Below are 25,450 nucleotides of genomic sequence, written 5' to 3'. Positions count from 1 at the left end.
TCACTCGCGTGGCCCATCCACCCTGACGAGATCAAAATATCGGAACTCGGCCGTTCAAGAGGTTCATCTGAGATTTGCCTGCGACAGCGATCTCGCCTCACGTCGCCGTGATCTAATGCCATGTCCATCCGCTACGCGATCAGCATCAATCTCGAAGTCAAGACCGCCACCGAGCGGGACATGCCGTGCTTGACCGCGAACCCTGCCCAGACCGGAACGATGATCGCGTTCACCGAGCAATGCCGCTGCTGGGTCGACCAAATCGACAAGGCAGACCGAGGTTGCCTGGTAGCGTCGAGGTTGCCCGGACCATCACTGATCTGGCCCAGGTTCACATTATCGGAGGCGAAGCAGGAGCCAAATGACCGAGTTGCCCCAGTCGCAGACCTTCAGCGCCGATAGCATCACTGCGCCGTTCCACCATGTCACGTTCCGCCGCATATGGCTGGCGAGTCTTTTCTCTAATCTTGGCGCCTTGATACGGGGCGTTGGCGCGGCTTGGGCGATGACGCAGATGACATCGTCGGCCGACAAGGTCGCACTGGTCCAGACCGCCTTGATGCTGCCGGTCATGCTGATCTCGATGCCGGCCGGTGCCATTGCCGACATGCATGACCGGCGCATCGTGATGCTATTTTCGCTTGGTATCGCGCTCGCGGGCGCGGCCGCGCTGGCGGCCCTCGCCTGGCTCGGCCTAGTCACGCCGAACCTGTTATTGGCGCTATGCTTCGTGGTCGGCAGCGGTGTGGCGCTGATGGATCCGGCCTGGCAATCCTCGGTCAGCGAACAGGTACCGTCGGAAACGCTTCCCGCGGCCGTCGCGCTGAACAGCATCAGCTACAATATCGCACGCAGTGTAGGTCCGGCAATCGGTGGCATTGTCGTTGTGACCGCTGGCGCAGTAGCTGCTTTCGCACTAAACGCGCTGCTTTATCTGCCACTAATGCTGGCGCTGTTCCTGTGGAAACCTTTCTCCGAACCTTCGCGTCTGCCGCCTGAAAGGTTTAACCGTGCCATCGTTACGGGCGTGCGCTACATCGCCAATTCGCCATCGATCAAGATCGTTCTGACCCGCTCCATGGTAACAGGCGCGATCGGCGGCGCGATCATCGCACTGATGCCGCTAGTGGCGCGCGATCTCCTCCATGGCGATGCCCAGACCTATGGCATCATGCTGAGCGCCTTTGGCCTGGGCGCGGTGATCGGCGCTCTCAATCTCACTGAGGTGCGGAAGCGCATGAGTGGCGAGGCGGCGATCCGCGCCTGTGCGCTGTCCATGGGCTGTGCGATTGCCGCGGTGGCGCTGAGCCGAGAGCCGATACTGACGACGGCCGCGCTTTTTCTTGCGGGCGCCGTGTGGATGATGGCGTGGGCGCTGTTCAATATTGGCGTGCAGCTATCGGCGCCACGCTGGGTGGCGGGACGCTCGCTCGCGGCCTATCAGGCGGCGAGTTCCGGCGGGATTGCTGTCGGCAGTTGGGGTTGGGGCCATCTCACCGATGCCGCTGGGGTCCAAACTGCGCTCCTGGTCTCGGCCGCCCTGATGTTGGTCTCGCCGCTCCTAGGCCTTTGGTGGCGCATGCCGCGCGTCGGCGCGTGGGGCGAAGAGGCCGAGGTGCTTGAGGATCCTGAGGTGCGGCTGGCGCTGACCGGACGCAGCGGCCCGTTGGTTGTCGAGATCGAATATCGCGTAACGCAGGGGAATGCGCGGTCCTTTCACAACATGATGCAGGACGTACAGCTGTTCCGGCAGCGCAATGGCGCTTATGGCTGGTCGATAGCGCGCGACATCGCCGATCCCGAACTATGGACCGAGCGCTATCACTGCCCGACATGGCTCGATTATTTGCGCCAGCGCAACCGCTCGACTCCGTCGGAGCGCGCGATTGAACAGCAGGCAATTGCTTTCCACATTGGCCCTGAGCCCGTGCGGGTCCGACGCATGTTGGAACGCCCGTTCGGATCGGTGCGCTGGAAGGAAAACGTGTCCGAGGCCTTTGGGAAGCAAGAAATCTCGCGTTTCTGATCGCGATCATCGCGTTCCAGCGCGATTCAGATTGCGTCTAGCTGAATCAAACTCTCGAAGATAATCGATCGGTATTCATAAGCCTTTGTGCATCTCCGCAGGATGCTTTTTCATCAACTTCTCTGCTTTGACTGAGGAATACAAAGCAGGCAAGCCACAATGATGCAGCTCCTCCAGACTACTACCAGACTACTACGGCAAGTTCGTCGTTGATCTTGCTCAGATGCATCGGTTGCGCTGTGGCGCCCGGCGAGCCTTCCGAAAGCTTTTGTCCGCTGCCATGAACCGCGCCAACACGACTTGCGGACCGGGAAGAGCGTGGCGCGCACGCATTCCTGCGCGCTTCATTCGTCACTACGCAATCAAAGCTGCTGGAGAAGAAGGGCTTCTTGCGGCGCAAGCCCTCTACCAGCGATGCCCGGGTCGTCCAGATGTCGCTGACGGACAAGACTTACAAGCATTTTGCGAGCTTCGCCGCACAACAGGAAGCACTCGACGAGTTTGTTTTTGGTGATCTCGCTAGGTGACCGAGTTTGCTAACAGGCTTACTGCGCTCAAGCATCGTTAGAGAAAGCTCGCTTGAAGGCCGTTCTGGAGCTCTGAGGACAAAACCGCCACAATCCAATGACCGCGCTGCCCTGATCATGTCTGATCGATTTTCGGCCTTCGACGTCATAGCGGCCGCTCGCGAGGTTAAGCTTCACCGCGCGCGCAGGCTCAGAATTCACAAGCGTTCCGATGTTCGGTCCTCGGTGTGCCGTACGACGTTGCGCATAACAATCTCCGAAAGCCGCACAACCAACTGCTTGAGATGCGCAATCTCCTGCTTGCAGCACTCCAGCTCGCGCTGTTCGTCTGTCGTCACTGATGATTCAGGGCGATCCCTACCGTCCGTCATATCTATTGAGAATTCCTCTCCGACCGAGTCGTCGTGAGCATCGTCCGACTCTGGTTCTGCGAAGGAGTCACCCCTTCGCGAGAACGAAGCTTCGGCCTTTATTGGACCTCTTGAGAGCCGTCCTGATCGTTAAGCTTGTACGTACTGCACGGAACGCGCCGTTTAAGTCGTTGCTGTAGTCGGCATGCTTCACTTTCGTCCGAAGCGTACCAACTATCTGAGTTGTTTTTCTCCAGCGGCATTGTGCCTTTTCCTCATTTGCGGTAGGCGAAAACAACCAAGGATAAACCCATGAGCTACAATTCCGCCGAGATTGCGCCGCCTAAGTGATTGGCGCCCACTCCGCTCATCGTCTGACGCCCCGTAGTAGCCTCGAGCTAGGTAGCCGGAAGCGCACACTTCGTTATGGGTGACATGCGATCACCGCATCTCGTTTATAAAAATCTGTTTTCTTTCTCACGTGCAACAAGGCCGGCGAGCAATGCTTCGTTTTTATTTCAATCTCGCAGGAAAGCGGAATGTCGACGACCCCTGCGGGTTGGCATTCGAAAACGAGGTGCAAGCCTTCCGTGCGGCCGAGCGCTTGGCAGAGGAGCTAGCGAGAACTCACCCTCTTCTACGGGGTACCACCAGTGTAGTCGTAACATGCAAGGACCGAGATGAAGTGTATTACATAAGCGTGTGATCGGCATTCCATCCAAAGCGAATTGCGGGCGACTCTACCCTGGGGTCGGCTCGGCACCGCAAGCTGGCGGGAATGGATCGGCGCCAAGGGCTCTATCCCCGAGCGCAGCATATGGAGAGTTCCTTCAGCGAGGCTTTGCCGTCCAACTCCCGCTTGCCTGCGGGAAAGGCGGACAGAGGCGCTGTCAAGCGGCTTCCGTTCCGGCGGGCTGGTGGGTCTGGCAGTTGGTCGGACAAACCCGGGCGCAGGCGCCGCAGCCGATACAAGCGCCCTGGTCATTCATCACCATAATCTTCTTTTCGATCTCATCGTCATCGTCATCGTCGAGATCGACAAGATCGCCCTCCTCATTGATCCCCTTCAACGTCATGACGTCGCGACCGCAGACCTTGAAACAGCGGCCACAACCGATGCACTTCTTGGGATCAATTGAAATCAGGTAGTTCGGCGTCCAGTCGCGGCCGTCGCGCGTTGCAAATGACATGATCGGATACCCTTTAGGCCTTTTCTAGCGCCTTGAGATCCTCGCGCTTGCGCTCCAGTTCGGCAAAGGCATCGTGCGCCTTCTGCGCCACCGCCAAGATCGAGGTCCAGTTGACGGGAAGTTCCTCGGACAAATCGTGCAGATCCATCTTGGCCTTGGTCGCCTTCACCGACAGCTTTCTTATTTCTGCTTTCAGGATTTCAAGTTCGCTCATGAGCTGCCCTCAATAGTTCGCCACGTCGGAAAATTTCCGAGTCATCTCGATGCCGCCTTCGACGTATTTGCCACCCTCGGCGGCGAGCTTTGCGAGATTGTCAAAGCCAAAGCGATGCACATCGCGCAGCTGCTTGTTCACCACGATCAGCCGCCCGCCGATCAGCACGATGCGGCCAAAGCCTTCATGGTGCATCTTCAGCATCGGCTGGATCATCACACCCGTCGCCTTCTCGATCGAGAGCGCGACTGCATCGAAGAACAGCTCCAGCCGCCAGACCGTATCCGGATCGGGATCGCCGACGATCGGCAGCGCGCGCCGTTTTTCCTTGTCCAGAATATACGGTTCGAGCAAATCGAGATCGCTCTTGCCGTCCCACGCGCCATGGACGTCCTGGGCGCGCCAGATCTTGATCAGTTCCCTCACGAATGGCGCATCGAGCGCGCGATCGGTTTGCACGATATCCGCGACTTCAGTCATGTCGTCCTCATTCTTCGAAATCGAGCGTGCGCTCCTGGTCCTTTGCCAGCGCCTTGCGCAGCCAGGGTGGCGGCGTACCCTTCAGCACGTGCCGAAGCTTCTCGACCAGCACCAGGATGTTCTCGGGCTTGTTCACCTTGATCGGATGTATATTGTTCGCCACTACCCTCGCGGCACCGGAGCCGCCGATGGCCGCGACATAGAGGATGGCGCAATCCTTGATTGCCTCGATCTTGGGCGCGAGCTTGTCCTCGTTGCCGTCTTCCTTGAGATCGCCGTCGAACTGAACTGCCTTCAGAAATACGTGCCCGATCGGCCCAACATCATAGATCGCGATGTACTTGGCCCAGCCAAAATGCGCATCGACGCGCCTCAAGTCTTGGGTAGCGAATGCGACTTTCATGCAATCGATTCCTCTGTTGAGGCGATGAAGCTGCGGCGGCTGGGCTTTAAGGGCTGTCTCGAGGTCCGCCAGCTATCGGGCGTAGGCTGATGATTTTCCTCGCGGTCGGCGATCACGAGATTGGCGATATCGAAGATCACATCGCGCGTGCCGCGATAGCCGACGGATAGCTGGTGTCCCGCGCCGATTCGATCGAACATCGGAAATCCCGCGCGATAAAACGGAATCTTCAGCCTCGCCGCCGCTTGGCGGCCATGCGAATGCGTAATCAGCAGGTCGCAATTCCTCGTCCTAGCAAGCTCTTCCAGATCCTCGAGATCGCCGATCAGCACCTCGTTCGTTCCGATCCGCTCCAGCACCGGCGACTGCGTGGTCGTTACGGCTGCCGTCACCTGCGCGCCCATCTCGTGAAGCATGCTAGACAGATCGAACAGGAGGTCAGGCTCGGCACCAATCGCGAGCTTGCGGCCGCCAACATGAAAATGGGCGTCCAGCATCGCGTCGGCGAGCTGGCCGCGCTGGCGCCGATATTTTGCTGGCACAGGGCGGCCACTGATGTCGCTCAGGAAAGCGATGAAGTCATCGTTGGGGATGAGGCCGCACAGCCGCTCGAACAGGCGGAACGGCACCCCGGTCTTGGCCTGCATGGCTTCTGCCGCCCGCCGCATCTGCTCACCGATGGCAATGGTGCAGCTGGACCGGCCCATGCCCGCTACTTCGTCAACCCCGATGCCACCAATGGTCGTTGGCGTAAACTCGTCCGGGATATGCCCGTCCAGAGATCCCGCGAGATCAGGCAGGAAGGATGGCTTCAGGCCGAAATCCTCCAGGATCGTCCTGAGTTCGTCGAGGTCACCCGGCGTCAGGTGACATCCGGGGAGGACATTCACCCGCGCGGGATCACGCTCCGCCCCGCCCGCCGGCGACTCCACCAGTACCTCGACCATGCATGCCACCGTCTTCCCCCACCCATCCTGAAAGGCGTCCTTGAAATCGGGCGTCGAGACAAAGACTAAAGGAAATTTGACGAGCTGCGGATGCTGCTCGCGGATCAGCTTGATGTAGCCGTCGACGTCATCGCCATTAGTTTCGGTCACTCCGGTCGAGCAGATCCCGATGATCTCCGGCTTGGCACGATCGTATATGTTGAGGATAGCCTGCTCGACATTTTCATAACCGCCGAGCACGGTCGCTACCTCGCTCATCGCAGTCGTCTGCAGCGGCACCGCCTCCTTGAAATGCCGCACGAACAGCGTGAGCCCGAAGGATGTGCACCCTTGCGAGCCGTGCAGAAGCGGCATCGCTCCACGCAGGCCCATGAAGGCGAATGCGCCGCCAATCGGCTGACTCATCTTCAGCGGGTTGACCGCGCAGGCCTTCTTCGGCGTGGTGACGATCGCCATGACGCCGTCCTATTCCGCGGCCTGCAGCATGGCAGGCGGCGAGGACACTGGCATTTTCGCCAGGATGTCCTCGATACGCCTCTTGCAGCAGCCACCGAACGCGTTGGTGTGCTGTCTGACTGCCTCGACGCTGGTCAGGCCATGGGAGCGGATTGCATCCTCGAGGGTGCCGAGATCGACTTCCTTGCACAAGCAGACCTTTTTCGCGCGCCGGGTCGTCTCCGGATCGGCGGCGACCTCGGCGGCCTGCGCGTCCATCTGCGCCATCACCTTGGTCTGCCTATTCTTGGCCACCTCCTCCCACGGCACTGGTCGACGCAGCTGCTCCCACATCGGGTTGAACAGCGCCTTGTCGATCTCCTCGACCAGCTTCACCATACCGAGGTAGCCCATATAGGCGTGGCAGCGCTCCTGGTTGATGTCGAGCCAGGGCATCGCCGCTTTCAGCGCAACGAACTGCGATTTGCCGCCCGAGAGCATGATATCTGCTTTCGCGTCCTTCAGCATTTTGTAAATCTCGCGCGGCGTCATGTCCTCGATCATATGGGCATCCTGTCCCATCAGCTCCTTGATGCGCTCCTTGTCCTGCTTGGTGGATTTCTTGACGCTGGTGCCGACCAGCTCGAGCCCTGCCTCCTGCAGCGCCGCCACCACGGACCAGGACTTGACGCCGCCAGTGATCAGAAGTGCCCTCTTGCCGGCAAAGCGGGGCTTGTACGGTTCGATCGCGGCCCAGGCGCCCGCCTCCTCACGCGCGATCACCGCCTCGGTGCGCTCAATCAGTTCGGAAGGCGCCCCACGTTCGACCAACAGCCGGGCAATCTGACGCAGCGAATCGCTGGAATCCTGGATGCCATAGAACGACCCTTCGAAAAACGGGATGCCGTAACGCTCCTGCATTTTGCGCGCGACACTGATCATCGCTTTCGAGCATACCATCATGGCAGCGCGCGCCCGGTGCGAAGAGGCGACTTCGCGATATTTGCCGTCCCCCGAGATGCAGGAGAGGATGCGGATACCGAGCTCGTCAAGCAGCGGCTTGACCTGCCAAAGCTCGCCGGACAGGTTGTATTCGCCAATCAGGTTGATGTCATAGGGCGTGGTGTAGTCCGGCTCTTGCGTTCCGATGACATGCTCGAGCAAGGCCTCGCCGGCGAGCTTGTTGCCAAGGTTCTTGGAGCCGACGAAGCCCGGCGAATTTACGGGAATGACCGGCTTGCCGAGCTTTTGCGAAGCCGCCTTGCAAACCGCATTGATGTCGTCGCCGATCATGGCGGGAACGCAGGTCTGATAGACGAAAATGGCCGGCGGGTTGTACTTGTTGATGATCTCTTTGATTGCTTTGTATAGACGCTTCTCGCCCCCAAATACTATATCGGTTTCGTTCATGTCAGTGGTAAATCCGGTGCGCCAGATGCTGGCGCCAGACGAAGCCGCACCGCGGTTATCCCAGGAATTACCCTCACAGGCGATCGGACCGTGCACGAGATGGGCGACGTCGGTAAAAGGCTGCAGCGCAATTTTGGCGCCGTCGAAGGCGCAGCCGCCTGCGGCGGCGCCCGGCTGCAGCTGCTTGGTGCAACCCTTATTGCGCTCGGCATCCGATTTGTTGGCGTTCTTGGCGCAGCCCGGCTCGTTGAAGATGTTCTGGATCGTGGCCGATAGCGAACTCATCCGTCTCTCCTCCCAACCGAGCCTGTTCGCGAAGATCAGTCCATCGTGCGCTTAGGCCATCGCCGACGTTTGCCGGCGATGGCGTGCGCCGTTCGTCATCAACGAATGATGTCGAAGCTATAGTCGGTCTTGCCGGCAATGTTGGTCTTCTTGTCGATCTCGTCGAAGATCTTGTCGAGAATCTTCACCAACACGTTCATGCCCCCCTGATAGCCCCACACCGGAGAGCGGTGATGGTGATGCCGATCGAAGATTGGGAAACCGATCCGGATCAGCGGCGTACCAGTGTCGCGCTCCAGATACTTGCCATAGGTGTTACCAATCAGGAAATCGACCGGCTCGGTGAACAAGAGCGAGCGCATATGCCAGAGGTCTCGCCCCGGATAGGCATGGCAGTTCTGCCCAAACGGCGAGGTCCCAAATAACGCCTGCATTTTCTCCTCCCAGGCCTTGTTGCCGTTCGTGGACAGCACATGAATCGGCTCGGCGCCAAGCTCGAGCAGGAAGGCAGCCAACCCATAGCAGAGATCTGGATCGCCATAGATCGCAAATTTCTTGCCGTGGATATGCGCGCTAGAGTCGGCCATCGCGTCGACCAAGCGGCCGCGCTCTCGAGCCAGTTCCTCCGGAATGTCTTTGCCACTGATGCGCGACAGCGCCATCAGAAACTCATCCGTTGCGGACACGCCCACCGGGTAATTGAAGGCCACGACCTCCTGGCCATGATCGGCGATGAACGGCAGTGTCTTTTCCGTGCACCACTGCTGCATCGAGATCGTTGCTTTAGCGTGAACCGCGTTCGCGGCGTCTTCCAAAGTCGTGCCGCCGTCATACATCCGGAACTCGCCGTCGGTCGGTGTATCGAACACATCGGAATTATCGGCAAGAATGGTGTAGTGAATGCCCATCAATTCGAAGATGCGCTTGATCTCGCGGATGTTGCCGACGGTATAGCCGTCAAAGCCGCCGATGAGGTTGATCTTCTTGTTGGGCGCGCGCTCGAGTTTCGCGGCTGTCCCGGCCTTGCCGTCCCAGAAATGCTCGAGGATGCCCTTGAGCGCATTGTCGTACCCGGTGACATGGCTGCCCACGAAGGCTGGCGTGTGCGCAAACGGCACATCGAAATCAGCTGGCACCGAGCCTTTTTCCTTGGACGTTTTGATAAAGGCATTGAGATCGTCTCCGATCACCTCCGCCATACAGGTGGTGGAGACCGCGATCATCTTGGGCTTATACATATTATAGCTGTTGGCGAGCCCATCGATCATGTTGTTCAGCCCGCCGAATACCGCAGCGTCCTCCGTCATCGACGAGGAGACGCAGGAGCTTGGCTCCTTGAAGTGCCGCGACAAATGGCTGCGGTAATAGGCCACGCAGCCTTGGGAGCCATGCACGAAGGGCAGCGTGGCCTCGAAGCCAACTGAGGCGAACACCGCGCCCAGCGGCTGGCAAGCCTTGGCTGGGTTTACCGTGAGCGCTTCCCGCGCAAAATTCTTTTCGCGATATTCGGGCGTCTTCGTCCATTCCCTGATGCGTTCTACTTCCGCGGGATCGCGGGGATTCTCGAACATCTTCTTCTTGTTGGCCAGCATCTGCTGGTATTCCGGACCGCGGAACAGCTCGAAATGATCGAGCACGTGTTCTGCACTCTGCGGCATTGGTAGGATTCCTTTCGAAAATCGTGATCAATATTGGATTCGGCTCTCAGCAGTGAGCCGGGCCACTTGGGTTATTCGGCAGCCAACAGCTTCGGCTTCGGGACCTCCTTCCACGGCGCCTTGGTCTTTTTCCAGATCGGTGAGTTGATGGCCATGTCCATGTCGCGCGCGAAGATCGCAAATCCGTCATAGCCATGATACGGACCCGAATAGTCCCAGGAGTGCATTTGGCGGAACGGTACGCCCATCTTTTGGAAGACGTATTTTTCCTTGATGCCAGAGCCGACCAGGTCAGGCTGGATCTTCTCGACGAAGCGTTCGAACTCATAGCCCGTGACGTCGTCGTAGATGAGCGTGCCATCCTTGACGTAGTGCTGGGCAGTGCGCTGGTAATCGTCATTGTGGCCGAACTCGTAGCCGGTGCCGACGACCTCCATTCCGAGGTCCTCGTAGGCGCCGATCACATGGCGCGGACGCAGTCCGCCAACGAACAGCATCACGCTCTTGCCTTCCAGGCGCGGGCGATATTTAGCGATCACCGCGTCCACCAGCGGCTGATATTTTGCAATCACCCGCTCGGCACCCTCCTTGATCTTGTCGTCAAAATAACCGGCTATCTTGCGCAGCGACTCCACGATCTTGGAGGGCCCGAAGAAGTTGTATTCGCACCAGGGAATACCGAATTTCTCCTCCATGTGGCGCGAGATGTAGTTCATCGAGCGGTAGCAATGCAGCACGTTAAGCTTCGCCTTCGGCGTTGCCTCGAGCTCGGCCAGGGAACCGTCACCGGACCACTGCGCGATCACGCGCAGGCCCATCTCCTCAAGCAGAATTCGAGATGACCAGGCGTCGCCGCCGATATTGTAGTCGCCGATGATCGCGACATCGTAGGGCGTCGGCTCGAATGTCGGCTTACTCTCGGGGGTGACCTTGTCGAACACCCAATCGCGCACCGCGTCGTTGGCAATATGGTGGCCGAGCGACTGTGACACGCCGCGGAAACCCTCGCAGCGGACCGGCACGATTGTCTTGCCGCCATATTCCTTCGATTTTGCCCTGGAGACCGCCTCGATGTCGTCGCCGATCAGACCGATTGGGCATTCCGACTGGATGGTGATGCCGTTGTTGAGCGGGAACAGCTCCTGAATTTCATCAATGATTTTGACGAGCTTCTTGTCCCCGCCGAACACGATATCCTTTTCCTGGAAGTCGGATGTGAACTGCAAGGTCACGAAACTATCGATACCTGTCGTGCCGACGTAATAGTTACGCCGCGAGCCCCACGAGTACTGTCCACAGCCGACCGGACCGTGGCTGATATGGATCATGTCCTTGATCGGTCCCCAGACCACACCTTTGGAGCCCGCGTAGGCGCAACCGCGGATCGTCATCACACCGGGGATGGATTTGAGGTTGGACTTGACTCCGCAGTCCGACTTGCCGACCTCGTGAACATTGAGGTGCTTGGCGCGCCGTTTTGCGGTTTTCTCAGGATAGACCCTCAGCACCTCCTGAATCAGCTCTTTGTTGCGGGCTTTGATTTCTGCAATGCTCTGGGTCGTGGCGAGACTCATGCTGATATCCTTCAAAAGGTTTCCTGTTGCGACGGCGGCTCTCGGCCAAGAGTTTTGCAACGACCGTGCCAGCCGCGACGTGAGCGCAAAAAACAGTGCAGTTGAAAGTAGATAGGCACCTTCGCGCGGGTAACCGGACTGTTGTTGCAAACCCGACATCGAGCGTGTCTACCGTGCTCGTTTGATCCTGTTCGAAACAAAAACAAGGGCGGGCGCGCGCGATATTGCACCGCATTTGCCCGCGAGAACATTGCGACACGGGCCCGCTGCCGGAAATGGCACGTGACCCGGCGACCCAGCTGCAAGGCTGCGTCAGCCAGTCTGGATCACCATCGTCGTGAAGCCTGACCGCTGCTCAGCTCGTTGGCGACGGTGGTGCGCAAATTGCGCCTAGCCTCCCTCGCCATCCTGATCCCAATCCTATTGGGCTGACCAGCCAGAGAGATCGTCGCGGCCTGCCCGCAGGCGTTGCTCGACTGCCTGAGCACCTCAAGCCACAGCGCTCGTGGGATTTCCGCTCCATGGGCTTGTGCATGCGCGTCGACGCCCAGACGCCCTAGCTGATGCGCCTTGACGTATTGGGGGCTGTTGATGGGGGCGCGATCGGATGTTGCATCCAGGCTGCCGGGCGTGCTTCACATCCGGCTCCATCCACCGGACAACTGACCTTGGTTAGACGAGCACAGAATTAGAAACTTGGGGTTAGGAAACGCGAGAGTAGCATGTCATCCCATTCTGAAGATCTCCTTTCGGCGGCGCTGGCCTATCACCGGCTGCCGCGACCCGGTAAGCTCGAAATCCAGGCGATCAAGCCGCTCGTCAACCAGCGCGACCTTGCGCTCGCCTATTCGCCCGGCGTTGCCGCCGCCTGCACCGAGATAGCCAAAGACCCCGCTGAGGTCGCCGCTCTGACGGCACGTGCCAATTTGGTTGCCGTGGTCAGTAATGGCAGCGCCGTGCTCGGCCTCGGCAATATCGGCCCGCTGGCGTCCAAGCCCGTGATGGAAGGCAAGGCGGTGCTGTTCAAGAAGTTCGCCGGCATCGACGTGTTCGACATCGAGATCAAGGCCGACACCGTCGAGCGCGTGGTCGACACCGTGGCGGCGCTGGAGCCGACTTTCGGGGGCATCAATCTCGAAGATATCCGCGGACCGGAATGCTTCGCAATCGAGGCGCAGCTGAAGGAGCGCATGAAGATCCCAGTCTTCCATGACGACCAGCACGGCACCGCCATCATCGTGGGCGCTGCGATCGCCAACGCGCTGCTTCTCAACGGCAAGAAGCTGCCCGACGTGAAGATCGTCTGCTCCGGCGCCGGCGCGGCCGCGATCGCCTGTCTCAACCTGCTGGTGTCGATGGGTGCGCAGCGTAAGAACATCTGGGTCTGCGACATCGATGGCGTCGTCCATGAAGGCCGCAATACCTCGATGGATCCCTGGAAGGCCGTCTATGCGCAGAACACTGATGCGCGGGTGCTCGCGGATGTCATTCCCGGTGCGGATATCTTCTTGGGGTTGTCAGCGCCAAATGTGCTGAGACCGGAAATGGTCAAGCAGATGGCCGACAAGCCGCTGGTGATGGCGCTCGCCAACCCGGTGCCGGAGATCATGCCGGACGAGGCCCGCAAAGGCCGTCCCGACGCGATGATCTGCACGGGACGTTCGGACTTCGCGAACCAGGTCAACAACGTGCTGTGCTTTCCCTTCATCTTCCGCGGCGCGCTCGATGTCGGCGCCACCGAAATCAACGAGGAGATGAAGCACGCGGCGGTCGATGCAATCGCGCAGCTTGCGCGCGATCCTCCGTCGGACGCGGTGGCTTCCGGTTTCGACACCGGCGAGACGCAGGGCTTTGGGCCGGGATCGCTGATCCCGAGCCCGTTCGACCCGCGCCTGATCTTGCGCATCGCGCCGGCCGTGGCGAGGGCTGCGATGGACTCCGGCGTCGCGACGCGGCCGATCAAGAATTTCGACGAATATCGCGCGCTGCTCGAGCGGTTTGCGTTCCGCTCCGGCCTCGTCATGAAGCCGATGTTCGCCAAGGCCAAGACGCAGCCGGTGCGCGTCATCTACGCCGAGGGCGAGGACGAGCGCGTGCTGCGCGCCACGCAAGTGGTCCTCGAGGAGAAGCTGGCGCGGGCGATCCTGGTGGGGCGGCCCTCGGTGGTCGAAGCCCGCATCAAACGGTTTGGCCTCTCGATCAAGGCGGGCGAGGATTTTGACCTTGTCAATCCTGAGGACGATCCGCGCTATCGCTCCTACGTGCAGTCCTATATCGACGTCGCAGGGCGCCACGGCGTCACGCCGGATGCGGCGCGCACGGTGGTGCGCACCAACAACACGGTGATCGCGGCCCTCGCTGTGGTGCGTGGGGAAGCCGACGCCATGCTGTGCGGCGTCGAGGGGCGGTACATGAGCCACCTGCGGCATGTGCGCGAGATCATCGGCTTCTTGCCGGGCATCAGCGATTATGCGGCGCTGGCGCTGATGATCACCAGGAAGGGCTCCTATTTCATCGCCGATACCCAGGTGCGGCCCAGCCCAAGCGCGGAGGAACTGGCGGAAATGGCCTCGCTGGCGGCGCTCCACGTCCAGCGCTTCAACTTCAAGCCGAAGGTCGCGTTCGTGTCGCATTCCGACTTCGGCAGCTATGACACCGATTCCTCGCGCAAGATGCGCCGCGCCACCCAGCTTCTGAAAGAGAAGCACCCGGGGCTCGAGGCTGACGGCGAGATGCAGGGCGACACCGCGCTGTCGGCCGCTGCACGACGGATGGTGCTGCCGCAATCGACGTTGGATGGCGAGGCCAACATCCTGATCATGCCGACGCTGGATGCTGCCAACATCGCCTATCAGACGGTAAAGGTCCTGGCGGATGCGCTTCCCGTGGGGCCGATCCTGATCGGTCCGGCGCGGCCAGCGCATATCTTAACGCCCGGGGTGACCGCGCGCGGCGTCCTCAACATGACGGCGGTCGCCGCGGTCGAGGCCCAGGAGCGCGCCCGCAACTCGGCTAATTGAAGGCGGTCGCCTTCCGGGCGCAGACGGATTCGATTTGATGGCGGAGAGCGGAACGACCATAAACGTTCCGCTCTTCCGGCGTCCGCACTGCAGTCAGGTCCACCAGCCAGCGTTCGTTACCTTCGGGCGAGTTCTGTTTGCGTTGCTGTTCATCTACACGCGGGCGACGAAGCTGTTCGGCATACAGCAGACCGCCGATCTCATCGCGACCAAATTTTCAGTTCCCGAGGCGTTCGCGCTTTACATCGCGCCGCGTGAGAGCGCGACCGGCCGACGCCGCAACTTCTGGCGGTTGTGGTCGATTCGCTCGAACTCCTCGCGGCGCTGATGATCGCGTTGAACTTTGGTGCGCGCTTCTTTCTGTTTGTCTCGGTCCTCCATGTCGGGATCTCGACTTGTTATTTGTACGACTTCCGGAATTAGCCGGGGCACGGCAACGCAGGATGCTGGTCGATGTCTTGAAGAATCTCGCGACAATCGGCGCATTGTTCATGATCGCAAGCTATGACCGCCGCCGGAAGAATGTCGAGGCTGCCTACGGGGACGTGTAGGCCCCGCGGCTCTTGGTTTCGCGCGACAGGCAGATGGCGAGCGAGGATCGGCAGGCCACCGCGCCCAATTGGGGCGCTGCCGTGCTCAGATCAAACTTGAGGACGAGCCCCCTGCTGCACAACGTTGCAGCATCTACCCCAGATCTTCCCTCTCGCGCCATTGTTGCCGGCAGACCACACATGCGGGTGCGCAAGAGGTGGGCGGCTCGATCAGCGCATCAAGCCGCGTCACGATGAACGGTAGTCCGCCTTCGGAAATGGTTCGGCCGGCGGCATACCGGTCAATTCGGGCGGCACGCCGGGCAGGCGTCTCGATCATGATGCGACTGGATGGAATTCGCATCATGATCCCATGTCTTTGTTTGAGCAGGGTCTTTCGGGAAACCGGTTTGCACTTTTCCGGATCATGATCTAGGCTTAATACCTCGATTCCACCGAGAGATCCGCCCTCTCGCCGAGACGAATCGTCCCGTGAGCGCGACTGATGATGAAGACGGCCCGCGCTATGAACCCAAGGGCGTAGGACAGATCTGGCGCACGGTTCTAGTCTCGCCCGCAAAGACCAGCGGCTCACCAACATCCTTGGGCGAATCCATGCGCCGTTCTTAGTCAGCATCACGTAGCGGACCCACTCGCCCGGGCGGAAGTCCTGCGACAATGCTAGCGCATTGCTGCGGCAACTCGCGTATACACGACGCGCCTCATGGTCTGGGGCCAGCCCCTTCGCTCATGAGAACAGCTCCTGCGCCTTGATAAGCGCGCCCGCCAGCACATCGATATCTTCATGCGTGTTGTAGAGAGCGAACGAAGCGCGGCAGGTCGCTGGCACGCCAAAACGTTCGTGCAGCGGCATCGCGCAATGGGTACCGGCGCGCACCGCCACGCCTGCACGATCGATGACGGTGGCAAAATCGTGTGCATGCGCGACTTTTATTTCGAAGGAGATGATCGCGCCCTTCTCAGCCGCCGTTCCGATAATACGTAAGGAGTTGATGCCCCGCAGCTTCTTCTGCGCGTAAGCGAGCAGTGCGCTCTCGTGCTTGTGGATCTGTGCCTTTCCTATTGAATTGATATAGTCCACAGCCGCGCCCAGACCGATAGCCTCGACGATCGGAGGCGTGCCAGCCTCGAACCGGTGAGGCGGATCACCGTAGGTGACGCCGTCACGCGAGACCTCGCGGATCATCTCGCCGCCACCATTGAACGGCGACATCGACGCCAGATGCGTATACTTACCGTAAAGCACGCCGATGCCGGTCGGCCCATACAGTTTGTGGCTCGTCATCACGTAAAAATCGCAATCAATGTCGCGGACATCAACATCCAGATGAACGCAGGCTTGCGAGCCGTCGACCAACACCGCGATGCCACGTGCATGCGCGATCCTCACGATTTCCTTCACCGGCAACACGGTGCCGAGCACGTTGGACATCTGCGTGATCGCAACCATTTTGGTGCGCTCGGTCAGAAGCCGCTCGAACTCCTCGAGGAGGAAATTGCCCTCCCCGTCCACTGGCGCCCATTTGATGACAGCGCCATAGCGTTCCCTCAGAAAATGCCATGGCACGATGTTGGCGTGGTGCTCCATGATCGAGAGAACGATCTCATCACCCGCTGTAATGCGCTCGCGGCCGAAAGTCTGGGCGACCAGATTGATCGCCTCGGTGGCGCTACGAGTAAAGATGATCTCCTCGGTGCCGCGCGCGTTGACGAACTGCGCCACCTTCGCGCGGGCGCCCTCATAGGCGTCGGTCGCGGCGTTGGCCAGATAATGCAGGCCGCGATGCACGTTGGCATATTCGGACGTGTAAGCCTGCATCATGCGATCGAGCACCGCCTTTGGCTTCTGCGCCGAGGCGGCATTGTCGAGATAGACCAGCGGCTTGCCATAGACCTGCGTCGCCAGCGCTGGAAAGTCCTTGCGCAAGCGATTCACATCGTAGGCGCCGTTGGCGACTGCCGGATGCATGCTCATCGTCGCGCCTCCAGCCAGCGCTGCGTAGCTGCAATTGCGAGTTCTCGCAGATCGTCGTTGACGACGGACCCAATCGCCTCGCCAACGAACGCCTGGATCAGCAGCGCCTGGGCTTCCTTCTCAGGAAGGCCGCGGGCGCGCATATAGAACAACAGGCTCTCGTCGAGCGCGCCGGTGGTCGTGCCATGGCCGCAGGTGACGTCGTCGGAGAAGATTTCGAGTTCCGGCTTGTTGTTGGCCTCGGCCTCATCGGAGAGCAGCAGCGCCCGCGTCATCATCTTGGCGTCGGTCTTCTGCGCGTCGGGACGCACGATGATGCGGCCTTGGAACACGGAATGGGCGCGGTCATCGACCACGGCGCGGAACACCTCGCGGCTGGCGCAGTGCGGCACCGCGTGATCCATGAACAGCGTCGTGTCGGCGTGCTGGCGGCCGTCGAGCAGATTGACGCCGTTGGTCTCGACCCCGGAATGCTCTCCGGCGAACGCAATCGTCGCCTGATAGCGGCTGACGGCAGCGCCCGACGTCATGCCGAAGGTGTTGAAATGCGCATACGCGCCCAGAGTCACGACGGCGGAGGAGATGTTGAAGGCGTCACGGCTGTCTTCGACCAGTCGAACATGATCGAGCCGAGAATTGTCGCCGATCGCGACAACCAGGGAGTCATGGGCCTGATAGGCCGTGGTGCCATCGGCCGCAATGTAGCTTTCGACCAGAGTTGCGCCGGCGTCCTTGCCAAGACGCAGCAGCGAACGGGTAAACATCGCCACAGCCGCAGGCGCGCTCGCGACATGAATGATCTGCAGCGGCTGCTTCAGCACGACGCCATCGGCGATCTCGATCACCACGCCATCGGTTATCATCGCGCTGTTGAGCGCTACCATCGGGTTGTCGTTGTCCGGCGAGAAGAGCTGCGCCGGCAGCGCCGCCTCGCCGGTTTCCAGCACATCCCGCAACGTGCGAATGGTAAGGCCTTTCTCCAGGCCTCCGACTTCGGAAAGCTTTGGTACGAACACGCCGTCCACGAGGACGAGCGCGCGAGCGCCGTTGATCGCCTGCAGCTTTACGGCCGCGGCAGCGCGTTTCAGCGCAGCGGCATCCGGCGCATCGGCCAGCGGCAGCACTTCGCGCATCAGCGCGCGCAGATCGGTATACTTCCAGTCTTCGATCCGGCGATGCGGCAGGCCTGTGCGTTCGTAGGCTTCGAAGGCAGCGCTTCGCGCCTCCGCCACCTTGCCGGCGCCCGGCAGCCGGTCACGCGCGACAGCAAAACTGTCGCTCACCGCGCGTCCCGTCTCGTTCTTTGCTAAAACTAGGTTCATCACAAATCCGCTTTGCGTCAGGCCGCGTCTTCGAACTGGGTGTAGCCTGAAGCCTCGAGCTCCAGCGCCAGATCCTTGCCGCCGCTTTTGACCACCCTGCCCTTCGACATCACGTGCACGAAGTCGGGGATGATGTAGTTGAGCAGACGCTGGTAGTGCGTGATGACCACCATGGCGCGGTCGGGCGAGCGCAGCGCATTGACGCCATCGGCCGCGATCCTGAGCGCGTCGATATCGAGGCCGGAATCCATCTCGTCCAGGATGCAGACAGCCGGCTCGAACAGCGCCATCTGCAAGATCTCGTTGCGCTTCTTCTCACCGCCGGAGAAGCCGACATTGACGCCGCGCTTGAGCATGTCCTGCGGGATGTTGAGCGACTTTGCGACCTCGCGGACTTTCTTGAGAAACTCCGGAGACGAAAGCTGGCTTTCGCCGCGCGCCTTGCGCTGGGCGTTCAACGCCGTGTGCAGAAAATTCCAGGTAGTGACGCCGGGGATTTCGACCGGGTACTGGAATGCCAGGAACAGTCCCTTGGCGGCGCGCTCGTCCGGCTCCATTTCCAGGAGGTCCTCGCCCCTGAACAGGATCTGCCCGTCAGTCACTTCATAGCCGGGCTTACCGGCGATGACGTGGCTCAGCGTCGACTTGCCGGAGCCGTTCGGCCCCATGATCGCGTGCACCTCGCCCGGATTCACCGTGAGCGTCAGCCCGTGGAGAATTTCGTTATCCTCGACACGGACCTTCAGATCTTTCATTTCAAGCAACGCAGTCATCTTGTTTCCTTGTGGCCTACAACGCCCGAATAAAAGCCGGAAGAAAGAGCCAGACGAAGGAGCCCAATGCTCCACCACCGGCAGCCAATTTGCCGAATTCTGTTACATCACCCCATCCACCAAGCCACCGACCCGCAAATGCTCCAGCGATTGCAACGAATAAAAGATGGCAAGCGGCGCAAACCGAACCAGTGCGAAGATGTTGCTGATCATCTGGCTTACCCGACGCTGCCCTCCAGCGAGATCGAGATCAGCTTCTGCGCCTCAACTGCGAACTCCATCGGCAGCTGCTGCAGCACGTCCTTTACGAAGCCGTTGACGACGAGGCCGACGGCTTCTTCCTGGCTGAGGCCGCGCTGGGTGCAGTAGAACAGCACGTCTTCGGAAATCTTCGACGTCGTCGCTTCGTGCTCGAACGTCGCCGAGGAATTCTTCGCCTCGACGTAAGGCACGGTGTGCGCGCCACACTTATCGCCGATCAGGAGCGAGTCGCAGGCGGTATAATTGCGCGCGCCGGTCGCCTTGCGATGCGCTGTAACGAGGCCGCGATAGGTGTTCTGCGATTTACCGGCCGCAATACCCTTGGAGATGATGCGGCTCGACGTGTTCTTGCCGAGATGGAGCATCTTGGTGCCGCTATCGACCTGCTGGTGACCGTTCGAGATCGCGATCGAGTAGAACTCGCCGCGCGAATTGTCGCCGCGCAGGATGCAGCTCGGATACTTCCAGGTGATCGCCGACCCGGTCTCGACCTGGGTCCAGGAGATCTTCGAGTGGTTGCCGCGGCAGTCGCCACGCTTGGTGACGAAGTTGTAGATGCCGCCGACGCCTTCGGCATTGCCGGGGTACCAGTTCTGCACCGTCGAGTACTTGATCTCGGCATCGTCGAGGGCAACGAGCTCGACGACGGCGGCGTGAAGCTGGTTCTCGTCTCGCTGCGGTGCGGTGCAGCCTTCGAGATAGCTGACATAGGAACCCTTATCAGCGATGATCAGCGTCCGCTCAAACTGGCCGGTGTTGCGCTCGTTGATACGGAAGTAGGTCGACAGCTCCATCGGACAGCGCACGCCCGGCGGCACGTAGACGAACGAGCCATCGGAGAATACCGCCGAATTCAGCGTCGCGAAGAAATTGTCCGAAGTCGGCACCACCGAGCCGAGATACTGCTTCACCAGCTCGGGATGCTCGCGGATCGCCTCCGAGATCGGCATGAAGATCACGCCGGCCTTCTTCAGCTCTTCCTTGAAGGTCGTGGCGACCGAGACCGAATCGAACACGGCATCGACCGCGATCTTCCGGTTGGCTGACTCACCTTCCGGCGGCGGCTCGACGCCTTCGAGAATGGCGACCTCGCGCAGGGGGATGCCGAGCTTCTCGTAGGTCTTGAGGATCTCGGGATCGATCTCATCGATCGACGACAGCGTCTTCTTCGGCTTCGGCGCCGCGTAATAGTGGATGTCCTGGTAGTCGATCTTCGGGTAGTTGACGCGCGCCCAGGTCGGCTCGGTCATGGTCAGCCAGCGGCGATAGGCCTCCAGGCGCCATTCCAGCATCCAGGCGGGTTCGTTCTTCTTCGCGGAAATGAAGCGGACGGTCTCGTCCGACAGCCCCTTAGGGGCCTTCTCGGACTCGATAAGAGTCTCAAAGCCATATCGATACTGGTCGACGTCGATCGAGCGCACCCGGTCGACCGTGTCTCTTACGGCTGCTACCATTGCCCGCTCCGCCGCTCGCGCAAGGACGACTCCCACCATGTCCGACGACGGCGGCGGCGCGCCCCCTTCACCGCATGGGCGATCGCGTAAGTCACACGCAGCTCGCGGCCAACCAGGCCGCTAATCAGAAACGCCGCCGATAGTGTTTCAATCTTGCTGCGCGCGGCGCACCCGCTCATCGGCCGCTCCTTATGCCTGCACGCACGTGCCGGGCACCGGGCAGATAGCAGCGCATTGCGGCGTGTCGCAATGCTCCTCGCATTGGGTGCACTTCTTCGGATCGATTACATATATGTCGTTCTTGAGGCTGATTGCTGCGTTCGGGCATTCGAACTCACATGCGCCGCAGACGGTGCACTGGGAGGCGATTATCTTGTAGGCCATAAACTCCGATTCCTTGGGCAGGCGACGGGACGATTTCTTCCCTTCAAGGCTCGTGCCAAACGCCAAGCTGATTTATCTCGGCTATTTCCCTCTTGTGCATGTCCTGGGCCAGACAGCGTGTCGCGACCGCGACACTCGGCTAACAGACGCTTGATCTGGTGGCCGTACTTCCTGAGCGCGCAGCCGGCGTAGGTTAACCCAAGGAGGCGAGTCGCCTCCCGCCTGCACCCAGCCCGACTTCTCGATGGCCGCGGTAACGTGGTCGCGGTCGGTCAATTTCGCGCCGCCCCAAATGCTCGGCGGTCTCGCCCCCGGTTCGGCCGCAACTTGCGAACTCGAAATCGGATGCAGTGACCAGTTCCCCCGGAAGCCGCGCCGGCGCTTCGGCGACATCGGCACGACCAGCAGCTGCGGCAGTGATAGCTCGTCCGATCGGCGGCTCCACAGCGTCGCCAACAGGCACCCTGAGGAGCTGGCAAAGTCGGTTCTGATGATCGCAGGTTTCTTGGCCAGCGTCGCGTCCGCTACACGCAATTCTCGAGCTCGCACACGTTGCGGGGAAACACGCAATTCACCACTAGCACGTCCATTGCAGTGTAGCGAAGCTCAATGCACGACCGTTCTCGCCATTGAAAGAACTCGGCCGCGAGCAACGGGATCTCACTGCGGCTCTCGCGCAAGGGCGGCAGCAGGATGGACACAACGATGCGATGGTAGAGGTCTAGCGCGTAATTTGTTTCGCGCCAGCGCCTCTCGAGATTGCGGCTGATCGAGTCAGTGACAGTACGTCGATCTTAATACACCGATGTGTCGACGCGCTGGAACTCGTGCTCCTCCAGGATACAGAGCAGCTTTTGGAACGGTGGCGAGATCTCACCGATCTCGTCGAGGGGTTGCCTTGTCAGCGAGTTAAATCATCTGGCGCGGGTCCAGCGCTTAGGTGAAGACCTCTTCTCACGGGCGGACAATTTCGATCAAGCACCGTCTCAGGCAGTCCGGCGCAACTCTTCTAATATAGGGTCCCCCGCCGCGCGGCGGCAGCTCGTGCACGCGTGGGGACCAGCTCCTTGCCGGTCGCAGAACGCCCCGCAACAACACGATCCTGTTGGACTGGGCAACGACCGCGATTTTCTCGAGAGGCCCGCGGGGACTGTTGCCGATGATGTCTTAATGGACCCTCTTGCAGTCGAGGGTGGGCTTCAGCTCTGATAGCCTCTTCTGGAGGAGCGCTGCGCCAAATAGCTGGAGGACGCGCGCGACCAAGAAATGCAGCTTCACGGTTTGGCCGACCAGATTGCTCATCATGGCCAGAGGGCGGCCGTCGGAATCGACAGCCGACATGGCGAGCGGTCTTCCAGCAACCGATCTGCCCGCAACCGTTGCATCATTGCGAATTAGAACACCGATGAAGGCCGCGCGTTTCTTGGAAGCGCCGAGCGCATCTTTCTTGTCGGGGCCAAACACCGGATTCGTCACGATCGCAAAAAACCTCGCCCTTACCTGCTTATCGTTCTGCCGAATTGGTGTCCTGAGCTCCCGAATGCAACGGGCAATCGCCAAGATCGACCATCGAAGGCGGCCGAAAAGAGTGCAGATCGGTCTGCCGCTGATCAGGGATCGGCAGACTGCGGATCGGAGAATTAATCAAACCTGTGGAAAGCAAGACAAGGAACAAGGCAGGTTATCACCGCGACATTTTTTGGCGATTCGGTTTTTGCCTCCATCTGAGCTTTGCCGGAGCCCGCATACAATCCACTCCCAGTCACGAGATGCTCTTAAGAAGTTCAAACGTCCGTCGTTTAGTTACCTTTTGAGCGGCACAGGCTCCGAATTGACTTCAGAGCCTCAACGTCAAAGGAAATGTGGTCGCTAAGAGCCGTTCAAAGGCGGAACGCTGTTCAAGCAGGCGCTTCTCAGCGATTTTTCGCTCCGCATCAGGCAACTCGGTTCGAAGCAGCGTACGAACACGCCAAATGTCGTTCCGCACGGATTTGATCTCACTCAAGCTATCATCAATCGAAGTCATCCCGGATTCCGATACTTAGTTTAGAACCTAACCTTTGAAAACTGACCAATCGCGCCATTCTTCAGCAAGCCACCGTACATTTGCCTGGCGTCTTCATCTCGAATAATTCGGTCTGCGCGAGGTTTATATCGATCGATGCCACTCATCGCAGCGTCTCTTCGATACAACGCTGCGGTTCGTCAGCAGCAGGCAATCAGAGTGGCTGAAAATGCGGCCGCCACCTGGCAAATCCTCCGATTGGCCGCCGACCGACTTTTCGTCTACCTGATTCAGCGCCGCTAGTTTGTTGTCCAGACACACAATCTATGCAGGATAGCCGTTACCTCGCGAAGCGCCGGGGAAATTTGATCACACATATCCAACGGTTATGACGATATGATTACACGCTTCTCGTCTGCCCAAAGGAGGCATCGAGCACATCTTCGGGTGAACCGTAGTGCGATACCGGGTGGATTTGGGCTAGCTGTGGTGAGCGGCAAGGGGCTGTGGCGCAAACTTCGCGCGTAGAACGAGGCGGAGGCAGCCAGCGCATCGTATTCTTCTCTAGACTGGTATTGGCATGGACAAGACGACGATCTGGTGGTGGACGAAGGTAAAGCTGTTGGCTGATCGGGACGCGATCAAAAGAGCATTGAAGCCATTGCTGGCCGGCTGCGCGCCGTCCCCGGGGTGCCGGAGCGCTTCGGTCTTCGGCTAAATGAACTGAGCTCCCCAAGAACGCGATGAGGGCCCGGTCGCCCTCAACCAGTTAGAATTTGAGATCTGTTTTGGCTTCCGCATCCTGGCTATTGTCAATGACTTCACGCGGGAATGTCTTGCTTATCTTTCAGTAGTGCGCCGCACAGTCTTGGGGGGCGGGCGAGCTCGATGCTGTGATTGCATCGCACGTTTGTTCCAGCGATGATCGTGTCTGATAGCGACACCGGGCTCACCAGCATTGCAATGTTGCGCTGATCGCAGCACCGGCAGATCGAGTGGTACTACGTCCCAGCGAGCCACAGTGATTCCTTCGTCCAACTGTCACATCAGCTCATCATATCTCTTGTATTCGTCGGCGTGACCGTCCCCCACCCGACTGCCACACTCACTCGGCGGAACGGGCCATCAGGTGCCGAGTTCTAGCTTTTTCGGGAACACTGGCTGGTAGGCCGGAGTCCGCATGAACAGGTTCTATTTTGTGGAGTAGCATCATGACGCCTGCAAAATCCTCGCAAAATAAAGTGTGTGCTGAGTTGAGGGGTGTTCTGGAGCATGCTGTCCGGATGGTGCCCGAAGCGAGGCGAACCTCTTCGTTGAAGGCATGCCTTGCTGAGAAGGTCTTAACTCTGGCCGCAGAGGGTGAATCGGATCCGACTATCTTGGCGCGTGTCGCGGTGCGGACAGTGCAGGAATCCTGTCGTAGCTGCTACGGATGTGAAGGGTGGTAACCTGCGCGCGACATCTTGCGTATCGCCCGGGCACTTGAACTGCTGCACTGGCGGCCGAAGGCGGAATGCCGCGCTTCTCCTTCCCGCAACAGCGATGGTGTGATTTCCTGGGATCCTCAGGATCGCTTTGGTTTTGGGTTTGCGCTCAGGCCAGGTTTTTTGTAGGGTCGACTGATCAAGAAACATGTCATTGGGCCGTCCTGGCTCGGCAGCAGGCCAAGAGCATGTCGATCTGGATGGACCAGGCCTCTCGGGGCCGTGGCGCCAGCCGTGGCCGACGAACTCTCCGACATCAGGCAGCTGCGGGACCTGGTGATGCCCTCGTGCTGGCCTGGCCGACGAGGGTGGAAAGTCAGGCGCCGGCACAGAATGAGCAGCGTCACGCAACTCGAACCATGTGCAACGCGATGGCGCACTCGTTATCCGCGGCGACAGCTACCGCTTGAAGGAGAAGCGCCGCAGCGGACTTCTGCAGAAGCCTGCTACACCAGAAGCCAAATCGGAGAAGAAGTTCAGTCCTGCAAAACAACAAGGGGTCACTTCCTCATGTCGCTGCGGGGTCAAATCCGGACGTCGCTTGACACCTCCCGCGCTACTACCGTTAGCTTTCGAGAAGCTGACGCGGTTTAGAGAAAATAGAATATGAGCCAATGGCCAAAGTGTTCTTTCTGCGGGTGCAGCAGGATTGGTGTCTGCCGAAGAAAGGCTGCTATGAGCATGAGAGCGTTTTGAGTCGGGAAAGTGAAAGCAATTCCAAC

The 25,450-nt window shown here is 59.8% G+C and carries 21 protein-coding genes and 1 pseudogene; 6 read left to right on the top strand and 16 right to left on the bottom strand.

What is annotated here, in order from left to right; all coding sequences use genetic code 11:
* Positions 1 to 361: 361 nt before the first annotated feature.
* From J6524_RS18585 to J6524_RS37980, 4 genes and pseudogenes are all read left to right on the top strand, one after another.
* Positions 362 to 2,026, top strand: a complete 1,665-nt coding sequence (locus J6524_RS18585; RefSeq protein WP_225673051.1) for an MFS transporter — start codon at positions 362 to 364, stop codon at positions 2,024 to 2,026.
* 335 nt (positions 2,027 to 2,361) lie between these two features.
* Positions 2,362 to 2,412: pseudogene (locus J6524_RS37720) on the top strand (hypothetical protein); the annotation flags it as partial.
* 3 nt (positions 2,413 to 2,415) lie between these two features.
* A complete protein-coding gene (locus J6524_RS18580) occupies positions 2,416 to 2,553 on the top strand; it encodes a hypothetical protein (RefSeq protein ID WP_249789522.1) in 138 nt (45 codons plus the stop codon).
* An 852-nt stretch (positions 2,554 to 3,405) separates the two neighbouring features.
* Positions 3,406 to 3,609 carry a DUF6894 family protein gene (locus J6524_RS37980; protein ID WP_035727945.1) on the top strand — a complete coding sequence of 68 codons (204 nt, stop codon included), beginning with the start codon at positions 3,406 to 3,408 and terminating at the stop codon, positions 3,607 to 3,609.
* 184 nt (positions 3,610 to 3,793) lie between these two features.
* On the opposite strand, the gene fdxB is transcribed toward J6524_RS37980, so the two are convergent.
* The 8 genes from fdxB to nifD all read right to left on the bottom strand — a co-directional run bounded on the left by fdxB (position 3,794) and on the right by nifD (position 11,499).
* A complete protein-coding gene (fdxB, locus tag J6524_RS18575; RefSeq protein WP_225673049.1) occupies positions 3,794 to 4,093 on the bottom strand; it encodes a ferredoxin III, nif-specific in 300 nt (99 codons plus the stop codon).
* Between the two features lie 13 nt (positions 4,094 to 4,106).
* Complete coding sequence (locus tag J6524_RS18570) at positions 4,107 to 4,307, bottom strand: CCE_0567 family metalloprotein (RefSeq protein ID WP_171580741.1); 201 nt, start codon at positions 4,305 to 4,307, stop codon at positions 4,107 to 4,109.
* A 9-nt stretch (positions 4,308 to 4,316) separates the two neighbouring features.
* Entirely contained in the window at positions 4,317 to 4,787 is a 471-nt protein-coding gene (locus tag J6524_RS18565; RefSeq protein ID WP_225673048.1) for a NifX-associated nitrogen fixation protein, read from the bottom strand.
* Between the two features lie 7 nt (positions 4,788 to 4,794).
* A complete protein-coding gene (gene nifX, locus J6524_RS18560) occupies positions 4,795 to 5,190 on the bottom strand; it encodes a nitrogen fixation protein NifX (protein WP_225673046.1) in 396 nt (131 codons plus the stop codon).
* Positions 5,187 to 6,593, bottom strand: coding sequence for a nitrogenase iron-molybdenum cofactor biosynthesis protein NifN (gene nifN, locus J6524_RS18555; RefSeq protein ID WP_225673044.1), 1,407 nt, complete (start codon positions 6,591 to 6,593; stop codon positions 5,187 to 5,189). The genes nifX and nifN overlap by 4 nt, the downstream gene beginning before the upstream one ends.
* A 9-nt stretch (positions 6,594 to 6,602) precedes the next feature.
* Positions 6,603 to 8,267, bottom strand: coding sequence for a nitrogenase iron-molybdenum cofactor biosynthesis protein NifE (gene nifE, locus J6524_RS18550; RefSeq protein WP_225673042.1), 1,665 nt, complete (start codon positions 8,265 to 8,267; stop codon positions 6,603 to 6,605).
* A 98-nt stretch (positions 8,268 to 8,365) separates the two neighbouring features.
* Positions 8,366 to 9,925 carry a nitrogenase molybdenum-iron protein subunit beta gene (gene nifK / locus J6524_RS18545; protein WP_225673039.1) on the bottom strand — a complete coding sequence of 520 codons (1,560 nt, stop codon included), beginning with the start codon at positions 9,923 to 9,925 and terminating at the stop codon, positions 8,366 to 8,368.
* 71 nt (positions 9,926 to 9,996) lie between these two features.
* Positions 9,997 to 11,499: a nitrogenase molybdenum-iron protein alpha chain gene (gene nifD / locus J6524_RS18540; RefSeq protein WP_028350531.1), complete on the bottom strand. Its 1,503-nt coding sequence runs from the start codon at positions 11,497 to 11,499 to the stop codon at positions 9,997 to 9,999.
* Between the two features lie 722 nt (positions 11,500 to 12,221).
* Here nifD and J6524_RS18535 point away from each other — a divergent pair.
* Positions 12,222 to 14,519, top strand: coding sequence for an NADP-dependent malic enzyme (locus tag J6524_RS18535; RefSeq protein ID WP_225673038.1), 2,298 nt, complete (start codon positions 12,222 to 12,224; stop codon positions 14,517 to 14,519).
* A 37-nt stretch (positions 14,520 to 14,556) separates the two neighbouring features.
* Complete coding sequence (locus J6524_RS18530) at positions 14,557 to 14,847, top strand: hypothetical protein (protein ID WP_225673035.1); 291 nt, start codon at positions 14,557 to 14,559, stop codon at positions 14,845 to 14,847.
* Positions 14,848 to 15,797: 950 nt separating this feature from the next.
* Here J6524_RS18530 and J6524_RS18525 read toward each other — a convergent pair.
* The 8 genes from J6524_RS18525 to J6524_RS18490 all read right to left on the bottom strand — a co-directional run bounded on the left by J6524_RS18525 (position 15,798) and on the right by J6524_RS18490 (position 23,265).
* The gene (locus J6524_RS18525; RefSeq protein WP_225673247.1) at positions 15,798 to 17,039 is read right to left on the bottom strand and encodes a cysteine desulfurase; all 1,242 of its coding nucleotides are present in this window, start codon (positions 17,037 to 17,039) and stop codon (positions 15,798 to 15,800) included.
* Positions 17,040 to 17,041: 2 nt separating this feature from the next.
* Positions 17,042 to 18,367, bottom strand: coding sequence for a Fe-S cluster assembly protein SufD (gene sufD / locus J6524_RS18520; RefSeq protein WP_225673033.1), 1,326 nt, complete (start codon positions 18,365 to 18,367; stop codon positions 17,042 to 17,044).
* Positions 18,368 to 18,384: 17 nt separating this feature from the next.
* Positions 18,385 to 19,140, bottom strand: coding sequence for a Fe-S cluster assembly ATPase SufC (gene sufC / locus J6524_RS18515; RefSeq protein ID WP_225673031.1), 756 nt, complete (start codon positions 19,138 to 19,140; stop codon positions 18,385 to 18,387).
* A 218-nt stretch (positions 19,141 to 19,358) separates the two neighbouring features.
* The gene (gene sufB / locus J6524_RS18510; protein ID WP_225673029.1) at positions 19,359 to 20,855 is read right to left on the bottom strand and encodes a Fe-S cluster assembly protein SufB; all 1,497 of its coding nucleotides are present in this window, start codon (positions 20,853 to 20,855) and stop codon (positions 19,359 to 19,361) included.
* Positions 20,849 to 21,034 (bottom strand): hypothetical protein, encoded by a 186-nt coding sequence (locus tag J6524_RS18505; protein ID WP_225673027.1) that lies wholly within the window; start codon positions 21,032 to 21,034, stop codon positions 20,849 to 20,851. Before J6524_RS18505 ends, sufB begins: the two co-directional genes overlap by 7 nt.
* A 10-nt stretch (positions 21,035 to 21,044) precedes the next feature.
* Positions 21,045 to 21,239, bottom strand: coding sequence for a 4Fe-4S binding protein (locus J6524_RS18500; protein ID WP_225673245.1), 195 nt, complete (start codon positions 21,237 to 21,239; stop codon positions 21,045 to 21,047).
* A gap of 1,167 nt (positions 21,240 to 22,406) precedes the next feature.
* The gene (locus J6524_RS18495; RefSeq protein ID WP_225673025.1) at positions 22,407 to 22,799 is read right to left on the bottom strand and encodes a hypothetical protein; all 393 of its coding nucleotides are present in this window, start codon (positions 22,797 to 22,799) and stop codon (positions 22,407 to 22,409) included.
* A gap of 277 nt (positions 22,800 to 23,076) precedes the next feature.
* The gene (locus tag J6524_RS18490; protein WP_198028115.1) at positions 23,077 to 23,265 is read right to left on the bottom strand and encodes a hypothetical protein; all 189 of its coding nucleotides are present in this window, start codon (positions 23,263 to 23,265) and stop codon (positions 23,077 to 23,079) included.
* Positions 23,266 to 25,450 lie beyond the last annotated feature (2,185 nt).

The organism is Bradyrhizobium hereditatis (assembly GCF_020329435.1).
Taxonomy (GTDB): domain Bacteria; phylum Pseudomonadota; class Alphaproteobacteria; order Rhizobiales; family Xanthobacteraceae; genus Bradyrhizobium; species Bradyrhizobium hereditatis.
The sequence above is the reverse complement of the archived record's forward strand: the minus strand, read 5'-3'. Positions and strand labels throughout refer to the sequence as shown.

Excerpts from the sequence above, each read along its gene's own strand:
- J6524_RS18585 (WP_225673051.1), top strand. The coding sequence starts at position 362 with ATGACCGAGTTGCCCCAGTCGCAGACCTTCAGCGCCGATAGCATCACT.
- J6524_RS37980 (WP_035727945.1), top strand. The coding sequence starts at position 3,406 with ATGCTTCGTTTTTATTTCAATCTCGCAGGAAAGCGGAATGTCGACGAC.
- fdxB (WP_225673049.1), bottom strand. The coding sequence starts at position 4,093 with ATGTCATTTGCAACGCGCGACGGCCGCGACTGGACGCCGAACTACCTG.
- J6524_RS18570 (WP_171580741.1), bottom strand. The coding sequence starts at position 4,307 with ATGAGCGAACTTGAAATCCTGAAAGCAGAAATAAGAAAGCTGTCGGTG.
- J6524_RS18565 (WP_225673048.1), bottom strand. The coding sequence starts at position 4,787 with ATGACTGAAGTCGCGGATATCGTGCAAACCGATCGCGCGCTCGATGCG.
- nifX (WP_225673046.1), bottom strand. The coding sequence starts at position 5,190 with ATGAAAGTCGCATTCGCTACCCAAGACTTGAGGCGCGTCGATGCGCAT.
- nifN (WP_225673044.1), bottom strand. The coding sequence starts at position 6,593 with ATGGCGATCGTCACCACGCCGAAGAAGGCCTGCGCGGTCAACCCGCTG.
- nifE (WP_225673042.1), bottom strand. The coding sequence starts at position 8,267 with ATGAGTTCGCTATCGGCCACGATCCAGAACATCTTCAACGAGCCGGGC.
- nifK (WP_225673039.1), bottom strand. The coding sequence starts at position 9,925 with ATGCCGCAGAGTGCAGAACACGTGCTCGATCATTTCGAGCTGTTCCGC.
- nifD (WP_028350531.1), bottom strand. The coding sequence starts at position 11,499 with ATGAGTCTCGCCACGACCCAGAGCATTGCAGAAATCAAAGCCCGCAAC.
- J6524_RS18535 (WP_225673038.1), top strand. The coding sequence starts at position 12,222 with ATGTCATCCCATTCTGAAGATCTCCTTTCGGCGGCGCTGGCCTATCAC.
- J6524_RS18530 (WP_225673035.1), top strand. The coding sequence starts at position 14,557 with ATGGCGGAGAGCGGAACGACCATAAACGTTCCGCTCTTCCGGCGTCCG.
- J6524_RS18525 (WP_225673247.1), bottom strand. The coding sequence starts at position 17,039 with ATGCATCCGGCAGTCGCCAACGGCGCCTACGATGTGAATCGCTTGCGC.
- sufD (WP_225673033.1), bottom strand. The coding sequence starts at position 18,367 with ATGAACCTAGTTTTAGCAAAGAACGAGACGGGACGCGCGGTGAGCGAC.
- sufC (WP_225673031.1), bottom strand. The coding sequence starts at position 19,140 with ATGACTGCGTTGCTTGAAATGAAAGATCTGAAGGTCCGTGTCGAGGAT.
- sufB (WP_225673029.1), bottom strand. The coding sequence starts at position 20,855 with ATGGTAGCAGCCGTAAGAGACACGGTCGACCGGGTGCGCTCGATCGAC.
- J6524_RS18505 (WP_225673027.1), bottom strand. The coding sequence starts at position 21,034 with ATGAGCGGGTGCGCCGCGCGCAGCAAGATTGAAACACTATCGGCGGCG.
- J6524_RS18500 (WP_225673245.1), bottom strand. The coding sequence starts at position 21,239 with ATGGCCTACAAGATAATCGCCTCCCAGTGCACCGTCTGCGGCGCATGT.
- J6524_RS18490 (WP_198028115.1), bottom strand. The coding sequence starts at position 23,265 with ATGACTTCGATTGATGATAGCTTGAGTGAGATCAAATCCGTGCGGAAC.